This is a genomic window from Lacibacter sediminis (assembly GCF_014168535.1).
GTDB classification, from domain to species: Bacteria; Bacteroidota; Bacteroidia; order Chitinophagales; family Chitinophagaceae; genus Lacibacter; species Lacibacter sediminis.
The window spans coordinates 2,220,761-2,242,757 of record NZ_CP060007.1 but is presented as its reverse complement, the minus strand read 5'-3'; the positions used below and the strand labels follow the sequence as shown (position 1 = coordinate 2,242,757).

Sequence of the window (21,997 nt, the reverse complement as noted above, 5' to 3'; positions counted from 1 at the left end):
TATTTATCCATCAATATTATTGTTATCATCGTCATCATCACGTTGGATTTTTTGTTGATTGATGCGGAAGTTAAGTGTCAATGTCATTTGCCGTGGCCGCCATAAAAAATCAGAGTTTGAATAATATCCGGGAATATCAACAACGGTTCTTCTTCTGCGGCTGTTCATCAGGTCACGCACATTGAATGTAAGTGTACCCTTGCCTTTAAAAACATCTTTCACTAAGCCAAGATCAATAGAATAAATAGCCAACGTTTTACCCTGCGTGGTAATTCGTGGCGATTGATAATTGACAGAAGCTTGAAAATCGAGGTCTTTAAAAAATGTCATACGTGAAGTGGTGCGGTTTGTCCACGAAACTGTTTCGCTGTTCAACTCAGTATTTTCATACTTTCCATTCGCAACTGCTCGAAAGAAATTAACGGTACTGTTGATCTTCCACCATGAGGCTGCAGTAACAGCAAATGTCATTTCAATACCCAGTTCTTTTTGTGTAGCCAGGTTAACAGGAATAATATTGCTGATGCCTGTAACCGTATCAATGGTTCTGATTCGTTCCACCACTCCCGTTTTGTAACGGTAATAAACGCCCGAAAGCAACGAGCCACTACTCCACTCCAGCAAATGCCCTGCTTCCATTGAATGTGTAAATTCAGGATTGAGGTTTGGATTACCAACAAAGTAAACACGATCATCAGAAAAATCAGCAAACGGTGTAAGGTTACGAAAATTGGGACGGTTTATACGATAACTATAACTCAACTGCAATGTATTTTTTTCATCAATCGCATAAGATATACTTGCTGAAGGAAAAAGATTCGCATACCGACGGTCATTGATCTCATTTGTTTTTATTAATCCTGTACGCATGATGGTTAACTCGCCACGTAAACCAAACTGGTAAGAAAAATCTTTTATTTTATTGCCGAGCAAACCATATACAGCATATACTTGCTCCGTAAACTCCATATTGTTATCAAATGCAGGCAGTGTTATCCAATTACCAGTTACATCCTGTTCTTCCACTAAAAATTCATTCGTGATTCTGCGGATGGTTCCTTTTAAACCGGTTTCAAATTTTCCATCTTTACCAAATCCATGAATGTAATCTGTTTGAAGCAGAAGATTGTCTTCGTATGCAGGGTTGCCAGAACGTTGAGACAAAGGCTTGGTGCCATCAGAAAATGTTTGGCTATAATCAGAACTTTCTTTCTCGCCACTATTCGTCCATTTGAAATCGGTTGTCCATTCACGCTCCTTTTCTCCGGGAAATTTCTTTGTAAGATTTAAAGACAACTCTGTATCACGCTCCGTAGCTGTTTCATCATCTATCCGTTCGCTGCTGCCGGTTAACGACCCAATACTGTTAAAATCTTCATACAGCAATTTATTGAGATTATTTTCTCTGCCTCCATCAATTAAAAACGAACCCGTGAAAGTTGCATTTGATGAAATATAATAGTCGATCCCAGCCATGAAATTAAGGGAGAAATCACGCCTTGTTCTGTTTTGCGTTTGATTGTACATAAAACTTGTATCTGCACTGCTAAACTTTTGCGTGGAAGAACCATTGCCCGGATTTTGCCTGTAGTTACTTCCAAAGCTGGAGAATAAATTCATCTTTTGTGTACGATAGTTGATGCTGTATGCTCCGCTGAAATTAGATGGATAGCCAACGGTTCCGGTAAAATTTCCGTTGAAGCCTCTTGTTTTATTTTTCTTCAGAATAATATTGATAATGCCTGTTTCACCGGCCGCATCATAACGTGAAGATGGATTGGTGATCACCTCTATCCGTTCAATCATGGCGCCTTGCAGATTACGCAATGCATCCGTGCTGCGTAAACCAGTTAGTGCAGATGGTTTTCCATCGATCAGGATACGTACACCTTCGCTGCCTCTTAAACTTACATTACCATCCGGATCAACAGTGACTGAAGGAATATTCGCTAATATCTCTGATGCATTTGCACCAATATTACTTACATCCTGGCTTACATTATAGATACGTTTATCCAGTTTCAACTCCATCATCTTCTTATCAGATGTAACGACGATCTCTGACATTTGTTTTACCGTTTCCTGTAATACAATTGTTCCAAGATTTATATTTTTATCAACCGTAACATTGCTTATTTTCTTTTCCTGGAACGAAAGAAATGTTACAGCTAAATAATAAACACCTGCATTTAAGTTAACACTGAACCTGCCTTTATCATCTGTTGCAGTTGCAGTAAGAAGAACCGAATCAACTGTTTTGTAAACACTCACAGTTGCAAGTGCGATAGCTTTCCCTTTTTCGTCTTTAACCAACCCACTGATGGAAAATTGTTGAGCTGTGCTTACCTGTGCTTTTATAACACAAGCAGTGAATAAAAATAAGAGCAAGCGTAATTTCATTATAGCTGTTTATCGATTAATGCAATTCGGCCGGAAACAAAAAAGAATATGTAAGTTAAACAAAAACAAAGGCTTCCGTTTACCCTCTATCCATTTGAAACACCCGCACTCAAACAATCTTATTTGCAGAAAGTTCAGCAAAGCATGCTTTATTCAAAAAAGCCACATCTATCAAGCCAAATCAGCCAGAGTAATGCAGAACATTGAAATTGATTTCCACTTCTTGTAAAAGCAGAAAATGGTTGCAATGCTTACTATTTTATGATGGAAAACCGTTTAATTCAGCTGAGAATCCGTTGCTTTCAGAAAGTTTCAGGCTAACAAACTCTTGTTTCAGGTTTTCCCCAGCTATGTGACTAACTTTTTTGCATGACCAGATCGTTCAGAAACCAAAATCATCACCCACAATCCGTATTTTGCAGATGTATGAAAGCCTATATCTCCATCAGCTACCAACGACGCAGGAGTCTTAACACCGCCATCACTGCAATTATGAGTGTTCTTGAAGAACACCAGATAGAGTCATTTGTTTTTGTTGATCATTACAAATTTGAAGAATCACAGGAAGAAGAAATGATGCGTTCGGCACTTGCTGAATTAGAACAGTGTGATCTGTTGATCGCTGAAACATCGCACAAAGGTATCGGCATTGGTATTGAAGCCGGTTACGCAAAAGCAAAAAATAAACCCGTTGTTTATCTCCGTCATAAAGAAGCAGAACACTCCACTACTCTTTCAGGCGCAAGTGACCACCGGGTAATCTATAAAAACACCGATGATCTGCAAAAACAACTTGTATTGATCATTAAAGAAATTATTGCCGCTACAGAACCTGCAGCAGTGGTTTCAACTTCGCAAATTTCTTAATGCGTTAAGTGATTTCCGCTACAGCTTTATAAGTAGTAAGTGTTCCAGTAAAAACAGCTGGCGCTCTTGCACAATGCAAGTATTACACTTATCTTAGGGTTGGCCAAAAGCAACCATGAAAAAACAAAAATCATTACTACTGCTCTTTATCTTTTTCGTTTCGCTCTTGCTGATCGTGACTAATTTTTATACAATAAAAGTACTCTCAGCTGCAAGAGCTTATATCAATGGTGAGTCTGAATATTCAAAAGGACAAAAAGATGCGTCCTTATACCTCGTTACCTATGTAGAATCGGAGAATATTGGGTATTGGCATGCATTTAATAAATCAATTACTGTACCGAAAGGTGACAACATAGCAAGAAACGCTCTACTCTCTCAACAGGCTGATGAAATTGCAAGGCAGGGTTTTATTACCGGCAAAAATCATCCGGATGACATCCCCGATATGATCTGGCTCTTTAAAAATTTTCATAACGCACCGTTTATGAAAAAAGCCATCGATATATGGGCCTCAGCCGAACCTTTGATCAATCAATTTGATACGATCGGAAACAATGTTCATGCACAAATTGAAGCCGGCACTTTGTCAGCAGAACAAAAAACAGTATTTACAAAAGAGATCAACTTTCTTTCTTCGCAACTCTCCGAAAAAGAAAGTGCTTTTTCAAATGCACTTGGCGAAACGGCAAGAGATATAAAAGGTTATCTTTTGCTGGTTAATATCCTGTTGATTCTTTTATTACTAAGCACCATTGCTGTGTATGCTGTAAAAACGATCAACAATCTGATTATGATCGAAAAAGAATTAATAGTTAAGAACAAAGAACTGAATGACACCAATAAACAATTGGAACAGTTTACCTACGCTGCATCACACGATCTGCAGGAGCCGCTGAGAATGGTATCTTCTTACATGGGCTTACTCCAAAAGAAGTACGAAGGACAGTTAGATGAAAAAGCACAAACTTATATCCATTTTGCCGTTGATGGTACTAAGCGAATGAAGACCCTTATCAACGATTTGCTTAATTATTCCAGAACAAGTATAACTGCAATAGAATACCATGAAGTGAATACAGCAGATGTAATCAGTGAGATCAAAAAGTTATTTATTGAAGATCTGAATGAACCAACTGCAGGAATCTTTTTTAACAACCTGCCTGTAGTCAGAGCAAACAGCATACAAATGTCGCAACTGTTTCAAAATCTAATCAGCAATGCTATGAAATACAGAACTGAGGCAGCTCCGCAAATACATATAGCTGCAACCAAAACTGCAACCCACTGGATATTTTCCGTTAGGGACAATGGATTGGGTATAGACGAACAATTTTTTGAAAAAATCTTTGTGATCTTTCAGCGTTTACATTCAAATTCAACTCACAAAGGAACAGGAATAGGATTAGCCATATGTAAAAAAATTGCTGAACGCCATGGCGGCGAGATTTGGCTTGAATCGCAAAAGGGAAAAGGAAGTACGTTCTTTTTCAGCATTTCAAAAAATCTCTAAGCCTTCAAGTTTACCGGTAAGAGCATATGAAATACGGATCACTTTAACGAACCTCTTTTTGTAATGCGGATTTAATTTACTGATGGTGACAGCATATGCTTTGCCTGAAGTTGAATGAATGAATTGCAATTCGCCATCCACTATTTCTGTAATAATACCCATGTGTCCAACTACTTCAGATAAAGTATCTGTTCCGGTAAACAGAATTAAGTCACCCGTTTCTGCATCTGCAAGATTAACAGTCGTGCCATAATTCGTGAAATCAATTGACGAACGGGGAACATTGATCGAAAAATGATTGAATACATGTGTAATAAAACCAGAGCAATCCAGCCCTTCTGCAGGATCAACAGATGCATATTTGTGAGGCGTACCAATTAAGGTTTTTGCATATGCCAGGAGTTGCCCGGGTGACACTTCATTTCCAGTATCAACAAAATCATTCTGCACATTGTTGCTTGAAAAGGAATCAACAAAATTCGTTTGAGCGTCATCTGTAACTTTCTCCGGAGTTGGCGTAACAACAGTATCAACAGAATTCACCTGATGTGTATCTTTTTGAAAATAATTACAGTTGATTGAAGTAATTAAAAAGCAAGCATAGCTAAATCGCACAAAAAAGATCAATACCACAAATCAATATAAGCTATTCGAAGCTCATTCTGCTTTATTATTTAATTGGTCTGAAAAAGGAAGCTTACATGAAGAAAGTAATTTGCTCATATTATCAAGTTATCACTTGTGCAAAAAATCATTTAAAGAAAGCTATGAATTAATGAAAGAAGATACTACTTTAGTTTTGAAATCACTTATACCCGACTTATCCGCAGTTTATTCTCAACAGAATGACTTTACCCTTTTTCGGCGAATTGTTTTAACGTCTGCTTTAAGCAGCCATCACCATAAACCCAAAACAACCAATTATGCGTTATTCATTCAAGATTACCATTTCGGCACTGCTATGCATCCTGCTCATTAATGCCTGTAATAACCAGGCAACAGAAACAAAAGAAACAACAGCGTCTGCTCCAACTGCTGAAGATAAAATTAAAGAGGGTGAACGTTTGGTTGCCTCGCTCGATTGCGAGATCTGTCATTCGCCAAAACGTTTAGGACCGAAAGGGCCTGAAGTAATTCCTGAACTTCGGTTTGGAGGTCACCAGGCAGGTTCTCCTCTACCTCCTTACGACGAAGCAACCGTAAAAGCCGGCTGGGTTCTGTTTGCACCTGACTTTACATCAATGATCGGCCCATGGGGACAATCCTACACAGCCAACATCAGCAGCGATTCTACAGGTATTGGCATGTGGACGGAAGAACAATTCAAAAAAGTATTGCGTGAGGGAAAATACAAAGGCATGGAAAACACAAGACCTATTTTACCTCCAATGCCATGGGAAGCTTATAAAAATTTAACCGATGAAGAAATAAGTAAAGTATTTGCATTCCTTAAATCAACTAAGCCGGTTAAAAACGTAGTACCAACTGCAAAAATTAACCCACCACCGCCACCAGCAAAATAAAGCAACAATTGAAAAGCCGGCTTAGAACCGGCTTTTTGACTTACATATATTTTATTGAAAAACTGTTGTTATATGTTTTATCAGTAGCTCGGGCTTACTCGCCCCATTTACCATTATTCTACGTATTGTTAACAAAGGCTGTTCAGCACTTTGCTTACCCTGTAATTGAAAAGCAGTTGTAAATCCACGTTGTTTTAACCCCTGCAACACCTGCATGGTCCATGCACCATAAGGAAAAGCAAAACAGTTTATGGGTTTTCCGATGATTTCCTCAAGGCGCTTTTTGGGTTTGTCGATTTCCAATTTCCAATTGAGTTGCTGTTGCTTCGCCATATTGGGGTGATCCCATGTGTGCACACCAATAACATGGCCAACTGATGAAAGCGAAGCGATCTGCTTTGCTGAAAGAAATCCCTTCTTATCTATACAAACAGTCATCACAAAAAAAACAGCCTTAAACTGATATTTCTCTAATACAGGCAAAGCAAGTGTGTACTGTTCAACATGTGCATCATCAAACGTAATCATAAAAGGCAAGCCGGGTAATTCGGCTCCTGTTTGATAATAAGCTGCAAGTTGATCAGGCAGAATTGAATGGTAACCTTTGTCGTGAAATATTTTCATCTGTTGATCAAAATGAGCCGCACTGATAAAAAGCGGATCTTCCCTGGCAGGTTGCTGATAAATGTTATGGTATGTTAGAACGGGGATTTGACGGGTTCTTAAAAAAAGCTGTTGCCGTTCAAAAGGAAGCAGATCCGATGGAATGCAAAAAAAGCAAAGCAAAAAAACCAATTCCGTGATTACAGTTTTCATACCTGTAAATTACTCCTGACTTCAGCTTAAACCTTTGACTGGCATCAGCTACAATACTGACAGGCAACAAATGCCTTTTCTGAACATGTTTTGCATTGCATCATTGAAATGCTGATGTGAATCACTTTACTACAGCTCCACTGTTCTTGTTTTACCCTTCCAACAATTCATACATTCCATTAAAATCTAACCGGTGGGAACTGATGTTATTTATGCGCATCTCAGAACATACAGAAGGGGTCTTTTTTATATCTTACTTTTGTTGTCGTTTAATAACTGCACGCAAAGTGATTCAACACCTGTAACTGCACAGCAAAGAAGTATTCAACACAAAGCTTTGCCGCCATCAACATTTGATACAATTCTATATCGTAAGAAATTACTCCAACTGGCAAATTCAGACAAAACAGGTAGATGGCCCGTTGCATCAGCAATACCCGCCGAAGGTGCTGTATTGCCTTTTAATCGTGTAGTGGCTTTTTATGGAAATTTTTACAGTAAACACATGGGTATACTGGGAGAATTTTCTACCGGAATAATGTTGGAGAAATTAAAATTACAGGTCGAAGAATGGGAACAGGCAGATACGTCAATGCCTGTAATAGCTGCCATTCATTATATTGCTGTAACTGCACAAAGCAATGCAGGCGATGGATACTACCGGGCCCGTATGCCCGAAAAAGAAATCAGCAAAGCAATTGCGTTAGGCGATTCAGTCAAAGGGCTGGTGTTTCTCGATATACAACCGGGTTTAAGCACGTTGCAACAGGAATTACCAAGACTGGAAAAATATCTTCAGTTACCTAATGTGCATCTTGGAATTGATGCTGAATATTCCATGAAAACCGGACGCCCTCCCGGTTCCTCAATAGGAAGTTTTGATGCAGATGATATTAACTACGCTTCTGAATGGCTGCAAACCCTTGTAAAGAAAAACAAACTGCCGTCGAAAATACTTGTTGTGCATCGTTTCACTGCACCAATGCTTACGAATTACACACAAATTACAACCCGCCCTGAGGTGCAGATCGTTATTAACATGGATGGCTTTGGCAACGTAGCGCTAAAGAAAAGTACCTATCACCATTTTATTTTCAAGCAACCAGTTCAATTTGCCGGGTTTAAAGTGTTTTATAAAAATGATGCAGTAAATGGGAATCCGGTGATGCAGCCCAATGAAATTCTGCGTTTGACACCTGTTCCTGTTTATATTCAATACCAGTAACCTGTATTAAAACGAAAGAAGGGTTGATTTAGTCAACCCTTCTTTCGTTTGTATTAGATATTTTTTTATACCCCTGCCTGTTTCACCATCAACGCCTGTATCTGCTTCATGGTATTTTCCATGCCGCTTGCACTACCATCCAGGAATATGATATTTCCTTTTCCATATTCTGCAAAATTCTTTACAGCTTCGGTCCACATACTGAAGAGGATCACATTGGTATCAAGATTTGCCTGCTTCATTTGTTCCGCAGCTTCTGTCATACCTTTTGCAACTTCCTGGCGGAAGAGAGCCACACCTTGTCCACGCAAACGGGCTGCCTCACGTTCTGCTTCAGCTGCAATCTTAATAGCATTACCTTCTGCTTCTGCACCTTTTGTTTTGGTGATGAGCAACGCTTGTCCTTCGTTTTCTGCAGCAGCTTTTAAGTTATTACTTGCTACCACACGGCTCATACTTTCCATGATCTGTTGATCGAACGTAATATCGTTGATCTGCAGATCCTGCAGGTGATAACCCCACTCTTCCAGTGAATGATCGATCTGTTCTTTTACATAATCTACAATCTCCCTGCGGGCAGTTAAAATTTCTGCCTGGCGCTTGGTGGCCACAAATGCACGGATAGAACCTTCCACTGTTCTGATCAATGCCTGCATGAGATCTTTATCGCTGATGAATTTAAATGCAACACGCTTAATAGTTTCCTCATCATGATTCTGAACAGAATACAACAGCATGCTTTTAAAATAGACGTTTGCCTGGTCAATCGTTACCGCCTGAAACTCTAACTCCACACTTCGGTTTTGAATACTGATGCGTTTATAGATCTGTTCCAGTATAGGAATTTTAAACCCTAATCCCGGGCGGAGAATACGCTGGTATTTTCCAAACATGGTGATAACGGCAATCGTTCCCTGGTTAACAGTAACCAGCCCACTGAAGATGATAAAGAGGATGAGTAAGACCCACCAGTAACTGACAAGTAAATCCATAGTTGTAAAAATTTGATACAAAGTAGCACATTCCATTTATAAAAGGGAAGAAACTATGCAACCGAATGTTTAATTTTAAGAAAACAAACCATCATGCCACGTTCTCAAAAAGTATTCATTGGTATTCTTTCATTTTTACCTTTGGTGGCAGCTGCCATCTTTCTTATTTACTTCCTTGCCAATATTTTCCCTGAAATAATCCGCATGGAACATGAACACGGCGACGTTCCCCCGGAATTTTTCTTTGGCAACATGATGGGATTTATCGCTTCCATCATCATACTCGCTTTTGTTCAACTTGGCCTCATGATCTATTTCATCATTCACGCTATCAATAACAAACGTGTTAAGAATGAAGAACGGATCATTTGGGTGTTGCTTTTCATTTTTGTGAGCACAATTGCATACCCTATTTATTGGGGCATCCGCATTTGGCCCGAAGAAAAGCCCGAAAGTAATTTTGTAAAAATGTAATTAACTTTTTTCTTCCCAAACTTTCACCAATTCAACAAGCATATTGGCACTTTGCTCCATGTCGTCCACTCCTATCCATTCGTGTTTGCTGTGAATGGCCTGCATGCCTGTAAACAAATTTGGACAAGGCAAACCCATATAACTTAAACGACTGCCGTCAGTACCACCACGGATGGGTTCTTTTACCACTGTTAAACCGCAGCGTTCATAAGCTTCTATTGCATTTGCAACAATAGCCGGGTGTTGATCAAGAATTTCTTTCATGTTTCGGTATTGTTCTTTAACAATAAACTCCATGCTGCAGCTGGGATATTGTTTCAACACTTCTTCCGCAATTGATTTTAATCTTGCTTCGTGTTGCAGCAAGCCTTCAATTGTAAAGTCACGCACAATAAAATCAATAGTTGCTTTTTCTGCAATACCATTTACACTTACAGGATGAACAAAGCCTTGCCGCTTCTCTGTTGTTTCCGGGCTCCATTCTGTTTTGGGAAGAGCTGTTAAAATTTCTCCTGCGATCTTTAATGCATTCACCAATATTCCTTTTGCATAACCGGGATGTGCAATAACACCATGTACAATGATCTTTACGCCATCAGCACTAAATGTTTCATCTTCCAATGTACCCAACTCACCGCCATCTAAGGTATAAGCAACAGTTGCTCCTAATTTTTGCAGATCAAGTTTATCTGTTCCCTTTCCAACTTCTTCATCGGGTGTAAACAATAGTTTGATTGTTCCATGTTTTATTTCGGGATGTTGCACGAGGTAATTAGCCAAGCTCATAATGATTGCAACACCTGCTTTATCATCTGCACCAAGCAAGGTGTTTCCACTTGCAGTAATAATATCTTTTCCGATATGTTGTTTGAGATAAGCATACTTTGATGGACTGATGATCTGCGTCTCATCATCGGGCAACACAATATCGGTTCCATCATAATTTTTATGAAGGATGGGTTTTACATTTGTGCCGCTGCAATCGGGCGCTGTATCAACATGGCTGCAAAAGCAAACAACAGGAACATCCTTCTCAGTAGTTGATGGAATTGTGGCATATACATAACCGTAAGCATCCACATACGCATCGGCAATACCCATCGCAAGTAATTCTTCCACCAATATTTTCGACAGGTCTTTCTGCTTTTCGGTTGTAGGTGAGTTGCTACTTTCCGGATCGCTTTGTGTATCTATTTGTACATACCGCATCAACCTTTCTGCCGTTCCATATTTGTTTTCTGTTGCCATACGCTTATTTTTGAACTTGTAAAATAACAGCGTTTCGGCGCTCATACCAAAACCAACTCTATGCAATCATCTCCCATTATCCAAAAAGGCTGGCTACGTGTACTGCTTTTCCTCATCGGTTATCTGCTGCTCATCTTCTTTGGAAGTGCCTTAACAGGTGTATTGATCGTACTGGCAGGGCTGAGTGTTACTCCGGAAACGCTGTTTTACGGCACAATCGTTCTCAGTTTTATTATTGCTTTTTCAACTGTTGCTTTTTTCAGAAATGTATTCGATCGACAAACAGTTAAAAGTCTTGGATTTACCTGGAAAGGTTTTGGTAAAGAACGGGCAGCAGGATTTCTCACCGGCATTCTTTTACTTTCTGCAATGGCAACAGTGCTGTGGTTGATGAAATTATTACAATGGTTTCCGGCTGATGTTGATCCAACGGGCTTTGCACTTGCAATTGTGATGATGATATTGGTAAGTTTTGCTGAAGAGCTAGTGTTTCGAGGCTATGTGCTGAATAACTTAATGCAGTCGATACCAAAAGAAGCAGCATTGTTTACATCTGCAGTTTTGTTTGCAGTGTTTCATTCACTCAATCCCAATTTTAATCTCATTGCGTTTATCAATATTTTTATTGCAGGCATGCTGCTTGGTGTAAACTATATCTACACCCGCAATCTCTGGTTTGCTATTTTCTTTCATTTCAGTTGGAATTTTTTCCAGGGACCCGTGCTTGGTTTTGAAGTGAGTGGTCTTTCTTTACCGTCTTTGCTTGATCAAAATCTGAAAGGTTCTATTCTGTTAACCGGTGGAGCATTTGGACTGGAAGCATCGTGGTTGACAACTTTTTCAACAAGCCTGATGGCAATTGCTCTTTTCTTTTTGTTTCAACACAAGTACAACAGCAACGTTGAATAAATGTGCATTCAGAATTTGTGAATGCTGAACAGAATCTCTACTTTACTGATTCACCAAAATCAATAACATGAAGAAGATCCTTATCGGCGGCCTTGTTGGCGGTATTTTGCTTTTTGCGTGGCAAACCATTTCTTTCGCAGTTGCTAATCTTCATGACAAAGGACAGGCTTACACGTCCAAGCAAGACACAATTCTCCAGTTCTTAAACAACTCAGGGCTGGAAGAAGGCACTTATTTTATGCCACGTCTTCAAAATGAAAATTCATCAGAAGAGATGGAAAAATTCATGAAAGAAGTTGACGGTAAACCGTGGGCCCAGATCAGTTATTACAAAACCTGGAATATGAATATGGGTATGAACATGGCCAGGGGGCTTCTTGCAAACATCATCATAGTTATAGGGCTCTGCTGGATATTTGCAAAGATCACGAATGGCAGCTTCGGCACCTATTTTATTGCAAGCCTCATCGTTGGCATTATTGCTTTTACAAATGGCCCATACACTGGTCATATCTGGTATCCCAAGCACGACATTAGCGCTTACTTTATGGACGCCATTGTTTCGTGGGGATTGGTTGGATTGTGGTTGGGTTGGTGGATGAATAGAAAATAGATAGTAGATAGCCGATAGTTGTAAATACAAAAAGTCCACAGTTGAGCAAAATTCAGCTGTGGACTTTTTACTATCGACTAATTACTATCGGCTAATTATTACGGAACAATGATCAATCCTTTCGCATCAATCTCCACCATTTCAATATCGAACACGAGTTCTTTACCAGCCAACATATGATTCGCATCTAACACTACAATTTCTTCCTGCACTTCAGTGATGGTAACAGGGAACTGCTGACCTGCACTGTTGTTCATCATCAACTGCATCCCGATTTCAGGAGCCATATCGTCGGGGAAGTTAGAACGTGGGAACTCAATGATCATTTGCTCATTACGTTCGCCATATGCCTCGTTGGGCTGAATATTGATTGTTTTTTTATCTCCAATGGCCATACCAACCACGGCATCATCAAAACCCTTGATCATCATTCCGGCACCCACCTCAAACTCAAGTGGCTCACGGCCTGTGCTTGAATCGAACTGCTCACCTGTTGTCAATTTACCGGTGTAATGCACACGTACGGTATCACCTTTTTTTGCCTGCTGCATAAATTTTTAAGTTTCCGGCAAAATTACTGGCAAATGCCAGCCCTGCCAATAAATTTTTTTTCCCGTTACTAATTGTGCAACTTTGAGCTACAAACCATTTGGAATGAAACAATTACTCCTTTTACTGGTTCTATTTGTGACGTTCTACGCAGAGGCGCAGCAAAAACACGCCCGCTCCGGTTACAATCGTGGCTCCATCAAAAACAGGTTGTTTCAAACAGGCGCTGAAAACCTGGATAATTATATTGATCTGCTTGAAGGAAAAACGGTGGCTGTATTTGCCAACCAAACTTCAACCATTGGGAAAAGTCATCTGGTTGATTCGTTGAGAAAACTTGGTGTGAATATCAGAGTCATCTTTGGACCGGAACATGGCTTTCGTGGTACAGCAGATGCAGGAGAAAAAATCGGGAATTATAAAGATGAGAAAACAGGCATTCAGGTTATATCACTTTACGGAACAAAACGTAAGCCTTCAAAAGAAGATCTGGCTGGTGTTGATGTAATGTTGTTTGATATCCAGGATGTGGGTGTACGGTTTTATACTTACATCTCTTCATTGGAATATTATATGGAAGCGGCACTTGAATGGGGCAAACATTTGATCGTGCTTGATCGTCCAAATCCTAATGGTCATTATGTTGATGGTCCCGTGCTTGAACCTGCTTATAAATCTTTTGTTGGTATGCAACCCGTACCCATTGTATATGGCATGACGATTGGCGAATATGCCCAAATGATCTATGATGAAGAATGGCTGGAACCACGATTATATGAATTAGCCGGCCGCCACGGAAAATTTGAATTGACGATCATTCCCTGCAATAATTATAATCACATAACAAAGTACGAGTTGCCGGTAAAACCTTCGCCTAATTTACCAAGCAGTCAATCGATCTGGCTATACCCCTCTACTTGTTTTTTTGAAGGCACTGTTTTAAGTGAAGGACGTGGCACCAATATTCCGTTCCAGATATTCGGACATCCTTCCTTACCAAAAACATTAAAGCCATTTACACCACGCAGCAGGGATGGCGCAAAAGATCCGAAATTTAAAGATAAACTATGTTATGGTTGGGATTTAAGCGGGCCTGCTGATAAAGTATTTGTCACAGCCGGTAGTAAAGTGCAATTGAAATGGTTGCTGGAGGCATATAACCTTTTCCCGAATAAAGATGAATTTTTCATTGCACCAGCCAGCGGCAAACCAACCGATTATTTCTTTAATAAACTTGCCGGCAACGGCACGTTGATGCAACAGATAAAAGATGGCAAGACAGAAGAAGAAATACGCAAGAGTTGGGAACCCGCAATTACCAAGTTTAAAGCAATACGTAAGAAATACCTGATCTATAAAGATTTTGAATAAGCATTCCAATTAATCTACCAGCAGCTTTTTGTTTTTTACCGTTTGTTCAAATTGTAGAAGCTGAAACTCTGCCGGTTTTACAAGGGCAATTCCTACTGTTACGAGAAGCCGACCGTTTTGAATATCCATTTGTGTCATGGTTTGCAAACCGGTTTGTATAAAATAAGCTTGAGAAACAGTTGATCCCAAAAGCTTTCCGCTTTTCCAGTATGAATACAAAACATTTCCGATTTCAGCTTTCACTGTGCTTATTAGTAATACATCTCCTTTGCTTTTGTTTGCAAGTGAATCAAGCCGCATATCTATTTCATAAGTGATTGCATCCTGCGTACTCACTTTTTTTGCAACAATCAACCGGTTTGTAAAGCGGATTGGTGTTTGAAGTTTCTTGATTGTATCCTGTGCAGAGATATCACTGAAAACAAATAAGAAGAAGAAAAGCATTATCAGTAATTTCATAACTAAACCTTTATTCAGTTACCAATTAGCTTATGTACAAATGCCAGCTTAATTAACTCAGGCGTATTTTTTGCGCCAAGTTTTGCAATAAGACTTTTACGATGTGTATCAACTGTTGCAGCACTTACAAACAGTTTACCGGCAATTTCAATATTGGTAAGCCCATCAGCAAGTAATTCCAATACTTCTTTTTCACGACGGGTTACAACCGGTGCAGATTCATCGGTTTTGAGAATAGCTGCGGCTTCATCACTTAAATATTCTTTGCCTTGAGCAATTGCTTCAATTGCATCCAGCAGCTCACGTTGAGAAGCATTCTTTAATACATAGCCTGATGCGCCGCTGTTCATCATATTCTGAATAAGACTTTGCTGATTAAACGTACTTAAGCCTAACACAAATACACTACTGTATTTCAACTTTACATCTTTACAAAGTTCAATACCGTTTTTGCCGGGCATATTAATATCCATCAGAATAACATCAGGCAATTGATTCTTTAAAAAGGCAAGACATGATTCTGCATTGGATGCATGACCCAACCAATCGATACCTGGTTCATTTTGCAACAATGAACGAATTCCTTCCACAACCATATAATGATCGTCAACAATAAACACTTTTATTTTCCCTGTAGTGATACCCATTACGCTTTTAATTCAATGTGAACAGACGTCCCTTTCCCCGGCTCGGATTGCACATCCATTATTCCTTTCATAAACTCAACACGATTTAAAATATTCGACCAGCCCATTCCACTGCTTTGCCGGAGAATTGCTGTATCAAATCCCTTACCATCATCTTCTACCGTAATAGTGAGTTGTCCATTAAGTTTATTTAGTTGTACAACTACCTGCTTTGCTGCTGCATGTTTCATTACATTATTTACCAGCTCCTGTACAATACGGTAGATGGTGATGGATGTTGTTTGATCAATAACCGCATTTTCAATGCTAACCGATTGGTAAATGACTTTTACAGAACCTGCAAGACTCATGTCTTTACAAAAATCTTTCAATGCTGTATCCAAACCATATTTCACCAATGTTTCAGGCATCATATTATGTGCCACTCGCCGCATTTCTTTAATCGAACTGTCCAGCATATCCATGCTGCGTTCAAATGCCTGGGCATTTTCGGGTGTCATAACCAAATTCCCTTTCATATTATTGAATGAATGTTTAATGCCACTTAACATACCTCCTAACCCATCGTGCAGATCTTTGGCAAGCCTTGTACGTTCCTGTTCTTCACCTTTAAGTACTGCTTCCGTTGCTGCTAATTGTTTTTCTGTTTCCAGTTCATTGATGCGTTGTTGCTGCAGATTTTGTTTATGCCGATAGTTGCGGTAACTGAGCAAAGAAATAATTAACAATGCTGCAGCACTGCCGATTAAAATATAGTTGAGCGTGCTTTTTTGTTTAAGCTCCGATTGCTGCAACTTTATTTGTCCGTCTTTTTTTGCCGTTTCATATTTGGTTTCAAACTCAACGGTGCTTTTCCTGATCCGGTCGTTAATGATGCTGTCTGCAAGTACAGTTGCTTGCTGCATATATTTTTGCCCGGTGATCAAATCATGTAACGCAATATGAATACGTGATAACGTTTCGAACGTTTTTCTTTTTTCAAACAACAGATTATTTTGATTGATCACAGCAAGTGATCTGTCTGCATATATTTTTGCAGCCTGAAAATCTTTCTTATAAAATTCATAGATAGCAAGCCCTCGCAAAGCAATGGCAATCCCTTCCGCTCCGTCGAGTGTTGTATAAAGCTCGAGCGCCTTGTTATAGTATTGTCCAATTACCGCATAATCGCCTTCATCCATATACAAATCACCAAGATTGAGCATTTGCGAAGCTTCCATTTCTATATTCCCGATTTTTTTTCCAATAGCCAGTGCTTCCATCCAGCAATCTTTTGCTTTTGCATATGCGCCTTTCTTTGCATAATTCATCCCTAAATTATTCAACGTGGTACCCAGCCATACGGGATCATCAATTGTTCGTAACCATTTCACTGCTGTTTCACCATAGAACACTCCCTTATCATAATTTTCAAGATTGTAATACAGCATTTGAATGATATCATAACTCCTTGCCATTAATAAACTATCCCCGTTGGAGGCAAATATTTTCCTTCCTTCTTCATATAACGGAATGGCATTTTCATACTGTGCCAGCATGCGGTAAGAACTACCTGTATTAAACAAAGCCTTGCCAAGCATGATAGGGTCATTCAGTTTTCTGGCAATGGCAACAGATTTTAAATTCAATGCCAACCCTGAGTCAAATCTCCCCTGCATATTCAATACAAAAGTGTAATTGAATATGTATCGAAGTATGCCTGCAGGGTAATCAATTTTTTCACTGAAGGTTCCTGCTGTTTTATAATAATGTTTGGCCAGCTCTGGTTCACTCGCTTCATATTGCTGACCCAGGTTAATATAAAACTCCACTCCCGCACTGTCCTCTTTTACAGTTGGTAAGAGTTTTAATAAACTGTCCTTATTCATTAATACTTGTGCATTCGTTATGCTGCAAAAGCTGATATATAAAATATAAAGGATGACTGTTCGCATACAGTAAAATAATTCTTAAATCTCATTTTACAAATTAAACCATCGTCTGCTTTTAAAGACATCCCTTTTTTACATGATTTTCTTCCGTTATTGAAATATCCATTTTTTAAGGGATAGCAGAGCCAGAGAAGAGTTATCATTTTTATGCCACAAAAACAACAACATGAAAAAGATATTTTTGATGATTTCATTCGTACTTACTGTACAATTTCTACTTGCACAAGCAGGTCGTATCCGTATTTCCTTTGCAGGCTTTGACTGCATCAGAGAAACGTGGGATGACATTTTACATTCCGATGGAAAAGGAGATGAAGTCTATTTCAATTTTTCATTTTTACTAGGCGATAAAAATGGAAATACAAAATTGAATTATGAAAAACGCACGCCGGTTTATGGTGATGCAACAGGTGAGTTTTCGAACCGCATAAGTGTTGGCTCATGGGTAGATCTGTTTGGTAACAACAAAGGCGGTATTAAAGCCGGTGATAATTACAGAGGTAACTTATTATTGGGCGAATATGACATAGCAAATGGCGACATCTTAACGATTATACCTACCGGATGGGAACAGGACCCCATTGCAGATAACCAGGCTGGTTTTAGTTCTACTATTCAAAGTATGGCATACAGTATTAATCAAAAAATTGCACCAGTGGCACTTGGCTTGGGCATACTAACGATGAACCCTACTTCAATTATTTTTGGTGCTGCTCAGCTCGGTATGCCCAAACTAAAAGCTGGTGGCGAACAAGGTGATTTAGGAAAACCGGGAACCCGTCCTATAGGCATGGAAAAATATGGCGATTTCTCTCCCAAATTTGTTGTACTTAATTCTCCAAACCTTGCCTTTATCAGTAATAGTGATATGGGCTTCGGCAAAGGAGTGATACCTGTTCAATATGATGAAACGGCCGTTGGTAACCTAAGAGATCATGGCATTTACACAGTGTTGATGAAAATCGAATTTTTCCCTGTACAATCTGCAAATACTACACCTGCACCTGCTCCTGCACCCGCACCCAAACCAACAACAACGCCAAGCAACACAACCTATAAAACCACGACAACCATCCCGGCTAATGCGGGAACCATCAGTAATACAACAACTGCCACATCCATTCCCGGGGTATGGAAAGGAACATTTGGCTCAGGGGCTAACAATGGACCAAATTATTATTCCTTTCAATTGAATGCAGATGGAACGATGCAGGTGTTAGATGGTTCAGGAAAAAGTATTGCCACAGGTACGTATACTTTTTCAAACAATCAATTAAGCGGTTTTTACAGATACAATGGCGCAAACACAGGTTTTTCGGTTGCAGCAACTTTAAGCGGCTCGCAACTCAATGGTACCTGGGGGCCGGGTGCTACTGCAAGTGGTGGTGGCCGTTGGGTAATGAATAAAGCAGCTGTTTCTGCTGCAACCAACATCAGATAAAACTATTAACTGAAATATTCTCTTCAACAACAAAACTTCAACTTATATGACTAAGATTTCTATCATGCTGCTGTTATTGCTCATTTCTGTTACACAAAGTAATGCACAAATAACAGCACCAATAAGAACCACAATAAAAAAAGATACACTAAAGAAAACAACTGCAACCACGCAAACAAAAACCGCTTTGCCAGCTCCTACTCCACAAACTTCAACAAACAACAGCATCTACAAGTTAACAGCGGCCAGAGTAAACATTCGAACCGGTAGTGATAATAAAGAATACTTGTCAGAAGTAACTGTGCTGCTGGATGCATTTAGCGTAGGTTCAACTATGGTACAACCAGGTGGAAATATGAGAAACGAAATGAAAATAAACAGCAATTATGAAGTTGGATTACAAAAACCATCCTGGCAGCATTCGGAAGATAACCGGCTTCTTACTTCGTTTCAAAAAGAAGGGCTACTTCTTACTATACACTACCTTCCAAATTTGATAACAGATGCATGGAAAATTGAGGGTGTAACACTTACGTTAGAATTTCGTGACCAAAATAATAATCTCCACCCCACACTTGGCAGCAAAACAATCGTATTTAATAATGCCAACGGGTTTCTAAATTATTGGGACAGAAAATTGGTGTGCAGGGCTGATGCATCATTTACACCGCTCACTTCTTCCATTAAACAATAAATTTTAAGTACTATAAAATCTGTTATGGAAAAGCTTTGTCTATTTATTGGCTTCTTTCTTATTACAACTATAGCATTTACACAAACCAAACCCAAACCAACTCCGCAAAAAAAACCAGCTCAATCCGAAATGGATAAGATGATGGAAGAGGCCATGCAGGGAATGAGTCTCGAGGAAAAAGCAGAAATGAGGAAGATGATGAAGGAGGTAATGCCAACACTTAACGAAGTAAATGCGAAAACAGCTGATTATCCGGAATTCAGCAATAATAAATTACTGTTACCGGCAAAAGATGCAGCACGGATAAACAGCATCAATAACAAATCATTTTCACAGGCAGAAGTTATCTCAACTACAACCACCCTTTTTAGCAAACTGATGCTAAATGCACCGGCTTCCGAAAAAGCGATCATCAACAAAGTTGTTGCAAAAGAAAAAAAAGCAGCAGCGCTGATGGCAGCTTCGATTATTGCTTTCCTGCAGGGGCATAACGAGGCAGCAATCGGACTTTCAATGAAAGCAGTACTGGCAGATGGTAGCAACCTGATCTATCAAAACAATATGGCAGCCATGCTTACACAATGTGGCTATGCAGATAAAGCCATCCCCTATCTCCGAAAATTATTATTACAACAACCCGGCAACAGCACATTGCATAATAATATGGGCTATGCATGGTTCTATCTTGGTGAAAAAGACAGTGCAAAAAAATACATTCAGTTTGCATTGAGGCGTAATCCTGCACATGCTGAAGCAAGACTTTGTGCCGGGGTACTAAAAGAAGCAGAAGGTGATCCCGTTGCTGCCGCAAAAGAATATGAAAAGTCATTTGAAGAAATTCCAAATAGTATTTCTGAAAGAACTGCAAAGAACAGGAATACAAAAAACCCTGTTGAAACAATTGACTATAAAAAACTCATTGGCGAAATAACCGTTTACGAATACTTCACAAAAGAATGGAGCCAGATGCCTTCTTTTGATAACACAGTTGCTGCCTATGAAAAAAACAAAGGAAAAAAAGAATCGTACGATAAAATGTATAAAAAACTCTACAGTAAAGTGAAGGAGATTGAACAAAAAGCATCAAAAGAAATCAACGATCTCCAAAGCAAAGGCGAAGATGAATTTGTAAAAACAATGACGAAAGAAAATCTGAAAGGGATTAACATGATGAGTAAACCTGCCCTGTACATCATGGCAATTTTATCGAACGAACAAAAAAGAATGATGGCTGCAAATATGCAGGAAGATCTTAAACTCAGAAAATATATTGAAGAGCAACTGAAAATCAGGAACAGCGTTAGCGCTAATCCCAAATGTGGTGAATACGAAGAGAAGGCTGAAAAATTTATGCAGGCGGTTAATCCAAAAATAAAAGAACATTGGGAGAAAAGGCTTGAAGAATTCCGCATTTGGCTTAATGCATGGTGCACCTGGCGCTGGTACATTACCGGCAATGCAAAAAACACCGTAACAGTTGAGCTTACCAATTGGATCAATGGTTTTCTTGATCTGCACTCGGCAGCTATGCGTGACCTTAGAATTGAACAGCCTCATTGCCGCCCTGAAAGCACTATCTACCCTGCAGCTCTAAAAGATTTAGATATTCCCTATTTCAATTGTCCTGCTGTTGTAGAATTTCCAGTCAATACAAATCTTTTAAAGTTAAGTGCAGAAGCTGCTGCTCTAAGTAAAAATAATTCGGGAATCGAGTACAAAGGCGGAACCATTCCAAATGTGTCACTCTCGTTCGGCATTGGTAAATCGAACATCACAGAGCCGGGATTATATGGCAACCCCTATTTTAAAACAGCTGATGGTAATATAAGTCAATCAGGAAATAATTATGCCGGCAGTTATGCTGATGATGAACTGGTACCAATCACAAAGATTCCGCCTTTTGAACTGGAACCATTAGATAAAAAATTACTACCCAAAAAACCCGGTTCACTATCTGCATTTGATAAAAAAGCTTTAGCAGAAGCGAATATTTACAGACAATTACTAAATAAGAAACTTAAAACAGATTGCTCATTTATTGTTGGACAAGGAACACTTGAATTTGAAGAACCGAAGCTGATTGTTGGGCGGGGCGAATTAACGTTTGAAGGAAAAACTTATATCTATGACGAAGCAAAAGATGACTGGATAGAGAAAACCGAAACCAAATTTATTGTTGGAGTAGGCGAATTGATTTTTGAAGAACTGCCACCCGAACAACCCGTAAAGCCATCCATGTTAGAGACGGTGATCAGCAACGGTATGCAAATGATCACAAAAGCAGGAAGTACAATCATCAATCTTTTTAAATAATCGTGCAAAAGT

At 39.3% G+C, this 21,997-nt stretch carries 20 protein-coding genes; 11 read left to right on the top strand and 9 right to left on the bottom strand.

What is annotated here, in order from left to right; all coding sequences use genetic code 11:
* Positions 1 to 3 precede the first annotated feature (3 nt).
* Positions 4 to 2,400: a TonB-dependent receptor gene (locus H4075_RS09610; protein ID WP_182806276.1), complete on the bottom strand. Its 2,397-nt coding sequence runs from the start codon at positions 2,398 to 2,400 to the stop codon at positions 4 to 6.
* Between the two features lie 426 nt (positions 2,401 to 2,826).
* Here H4075_RS09610 and H4075_RS09605 point away from each other — a divergent pair, with 426 nt between their 5' ends.
* Both H4075_RS09605 and H4075_RS09600 read left to right on the top strand, forming a co-directional pair.
* A complete protein-coding gene (locus H4075_RS09605; RefSeq protein WP_182806274.1) occupies positions 2,827 to 3,267 on the top strand; it encodes a nucleoside 2-deoxyribosyltransferase in 441 nt (146 codons plus the stop codon).
* Positions 3,268 to 3,382: 115 nt separating this feature from the next.
* Positions 3,383 to 4,780: a sensor histidine kinase gene (locus tag H4075_RS09600; protein WP_182806272.1), complete on the top strand. Its 1,398-nt coding sequence runs from the start codon at positions 3,383 to 3,385 to the stop codon at positions 4,778 to 4,780.
* On the opposite strand, the gene H4075_RS09595 is transcribed toward H4075_RS09600, so the two are convergent.
* Positions 4,766 to 5,323 (bottom strand): C40 family peptidase, encoded by a 558-nt coding sequence (locus H4075_RS09595; RefSeq protein ID WP_182806270.1) that lies wholly within the window; start codon positions 5,321 to 5,323, stop codon positions 4,766 to 4,768. The genes H4075_RS09600 and H4075_RS09595 overlap by 15 nt on opposite strands.
* Positions 5,324 to 5,703: 380 nt before the next feature.
* Between H4075_RS09595 and H4075_RS09590 the strand changes: the two genes are divergently transcribed.
* Positions 5,704 to 6,303, top strand: coding sequence for a c-type cytochrome (locus tag H4075_RS09590; protein ID WP_182806269.1), 600 nt, complete (start codon positions 5,704 to 5,706; stop codon positions 6,301 to 6,303).
* 51 nt (positions 6,304 to 6,354) lie between these two features.
* Here the strand turns inward: H4075_RS09590 and H4075_RS09585 are convergent, their stop codons facing one another.
* The gene (locus H4075_RS09585; RefSeq protein ID WP_182806268.1) at positions 6,355 to 6,927 is read right to left on the bottom strand and encodes a polysaccharide deacetylase family protein; all 573 of its coding nucleotides are present in this window, start codon (positions 6,925 to 6,927) and stop codon (positions 6,355 to 6,357) included.
* 385 nt (positions 6,928 to 7,312) lie between these two features.
* On the opposite strand from H4075_RS09585, the gene H4075_RS09580 reads away from it, so the two are divergent.
* Positions 7,313 to 8,344, top strand: a complete 1,032-nt coding sequence (locus tag H4075_RS09580; protein WP_220494925.1) for a hypothetical protein — start codon at positions 7,313 to 7,315, stop codon at positions 8,342 to 8,344.
* A gap of 65 nt (positions 8,345 to 8,409) precedes the next feature.
* On the opposite strand, the gene H4075_RS09575 is transcribed toward H4075_RS09580, so the two are convergent.
* A complete protein-coding gene (locus H4075_RS09575; protein WP_182806266.1) occupies positions 8,410 to 9,336 on the bottom strand; it encodes an SPFH domain-containing protein in 927 nt (308 codons plus the stop codon).
* 93 nt (positions 9,337 to 9,429) lie between these two features.
* Between H4075_RS09575 and H4075_RS09570 the strand changes: the two genes are divergently transcribed.
* On the top strand, positions 9,430 to 9,810 hold the full coding sequence (locus tag H4075_RS09570) for a hypothetical protein (protein WP_182806264.1): 381 nt from the start codon (positions 9,430 to 9,432) through the stop codon (positions 9,808 to 9,810).
* Here H4075_RS09570 and pepT read toward each other — a convergent pair whose 3' ends face one another.
* Positions 9,811 to 11,058: a peptidase T gene (gene pepT, locus H4075_RS09565; RefSeq protein ID WP_182806262.1), complete on the bottom strand. Its 1,248-nt coding sequence runs from the start codon at positions 11,056 to 11,058 to the stop codon at positions 9,811 to 9,813.
* Positions 11,059 to 11,118: 60 nt separating this feature from the next.
* Between pepT and H4075_RS09560 the strand changes: the two genes are divergently transcribed.
* Together H4075_RS09560 and H4075_RS09555 are read left to right on the top strand one after the other, a co-directional pair.
* Positions 11,119 to 11,967 (top strand): CPBP family intramembrane glutamic endopeptidase, encoded by an 849-nt coding sequence (locus tag H4075_RS09560; protein ID WP_182806260.1) that lies wholly within the window; start codon positions 11,119 to 11,121, stop codon positions 11,965 to 11,967.
* A 67-nt stretch (positions 11,968 to 12,034) separates the two neighbouring features.
* The gene (locus H4075_RS09555) at positions 12,035 to 12,580 is read left to right on the top strand and encodes a hypothetical protein (protein WP_182806258.1); all 546 of its coding nucleotides are present in this window, start codon (positions 12,035 to 12,037) and stop codon (positions 12,578 to 12,580) included.
* 98 nt (positions 12,581 to 12,678) lie between these two features.
* Here the strand turns inward: H4075_RS09555 and H4075_RS09550 are convergent, their stop codons facing one another.
* Positions 12,679 to 13,131, bottom strand: a complete 453-nt coding sequence (locus H4075_RS09550) for an FKBP-type peptidyl-prolyl cis-trans isomerase (RefSeq protein ID WP_182806257.1) — start codon at positions 13,129 to 13,131, stop codon at positions 12,679 to 12,681.
* 103 nt (positions 13,132 to 13,234) lie between these two features.
* Between H4075_RS09550 and H4075_RS09545 the strand changes: the two genes are divergently transcribed.
* Complete coding sequence (locus tag H4075_RS09545) at positions 13,235 to 14,500, top strand: exo-beta-N-acetylmuramidase NamZ family protein (RefSeq protein ID WP_182806255.1); 1,266 nt, start codon at positions 13,235 to 13,237, stop codon at positions 14,498 to 14,500.
* A gap of 9 nt (positions 14,501 to 14,509) precedes the next feature.
* On the opposite strand, the gene H4075_RS09540 is transcribed toward H4075_RS09545, so the two are convergent.
* Genes H4075_RS09540 through H4075_RS09530 form a run of 3 tightly spaced genes read right to left on the bottom strand, consistent with a single transcriptional unit; the run spans position 14,510 to position 17,540 of the window.
* The gene (locus H4075_RS09540) at positions 14,510 to 14,959 is read right to left on the bottom strand and encodes a hypothetical protein (protein WP_182806253.1); all 450 of its coding nucleotides are present in this window, start codon (positions 14,957 to 14,959) and stop codon (positions 14,510 to 14,512) included.
* A 14-nt stretch (positions 14,960 to 14,973) separates the two neighbouring features.
* Positions 14,974 to 15,606, bottom strand: coding sequence for a response regulator transcription factor (locus tag H4075_RS09535; RefSeq protein ID WP_182806251.1), 633 nt, complete (start codon positions 15,604 to 15,606; stop codon positions 14,974 to 14,976).
* Entirely contained in the window at positions 15,606 to 17,540 is a 1,935-nt protein-coding gene (locus tag H4075_RS09530) for a tetratricopeptide repeat-containing sensor histidine kinase (protein WP_182806249.1), read from the bottom strand. The genes H4075_RS09535 and H4075_RS09530 overlap by 1 nt, the downstream gene beginning before the upstream one ends.
* A 163-nt stretch (positions 17,541 to 17,703) precedes the next feature.
* Here H4075_RS09530 and H4075_RS09525 point away from each other — a divergent pair, with 163 nt between their 5' ends.
* Genes H4075_RS09525 through H4075_RS09515 form a run of 3 tightly spaced genes read left to right on the top strand, consistent with a single transcriptional unit; the run spans position 17,704 to position 21,985 of the window.
* Complete coding sequence (locus tag H4075_RS09525) at positions 17,704 to 18,978, top strand: hypothetical protein (protein WP_182806248.1); 1,275 nt, start codon at positions 17,704 to 17,706, stop codon at positions 18,976 to 18,978.
* A 46-nt stretch (positions 18,979 to 19,024) separates the two neighbouring features.
* The gene (locus H4075_RS09520) at positions 19,025 to 19,672 is read left to right on the top strand and encodes a hypothetical protein (protein WP_182806246.1); all 648 of its coding nucleotides are present in this window, start codon (positions 19,025 to 19,027) and stop codon (positions 19,670 to 19,672) included.
* A gap of 24 nt (positions 19,673 to 19,696) precedes the next feature.
* Entirely contained in the window at positions 19,697 to 21,985 is a 2,289-nt protein-coding gene (locus H4075_RS09515; RefSeq protein ID WP_182806244.1) for a tetratricopeptide repeat protein, read from the top strand.
* Positions 21,986 to 21,997 lie beyond the last annotated feature (12 nt).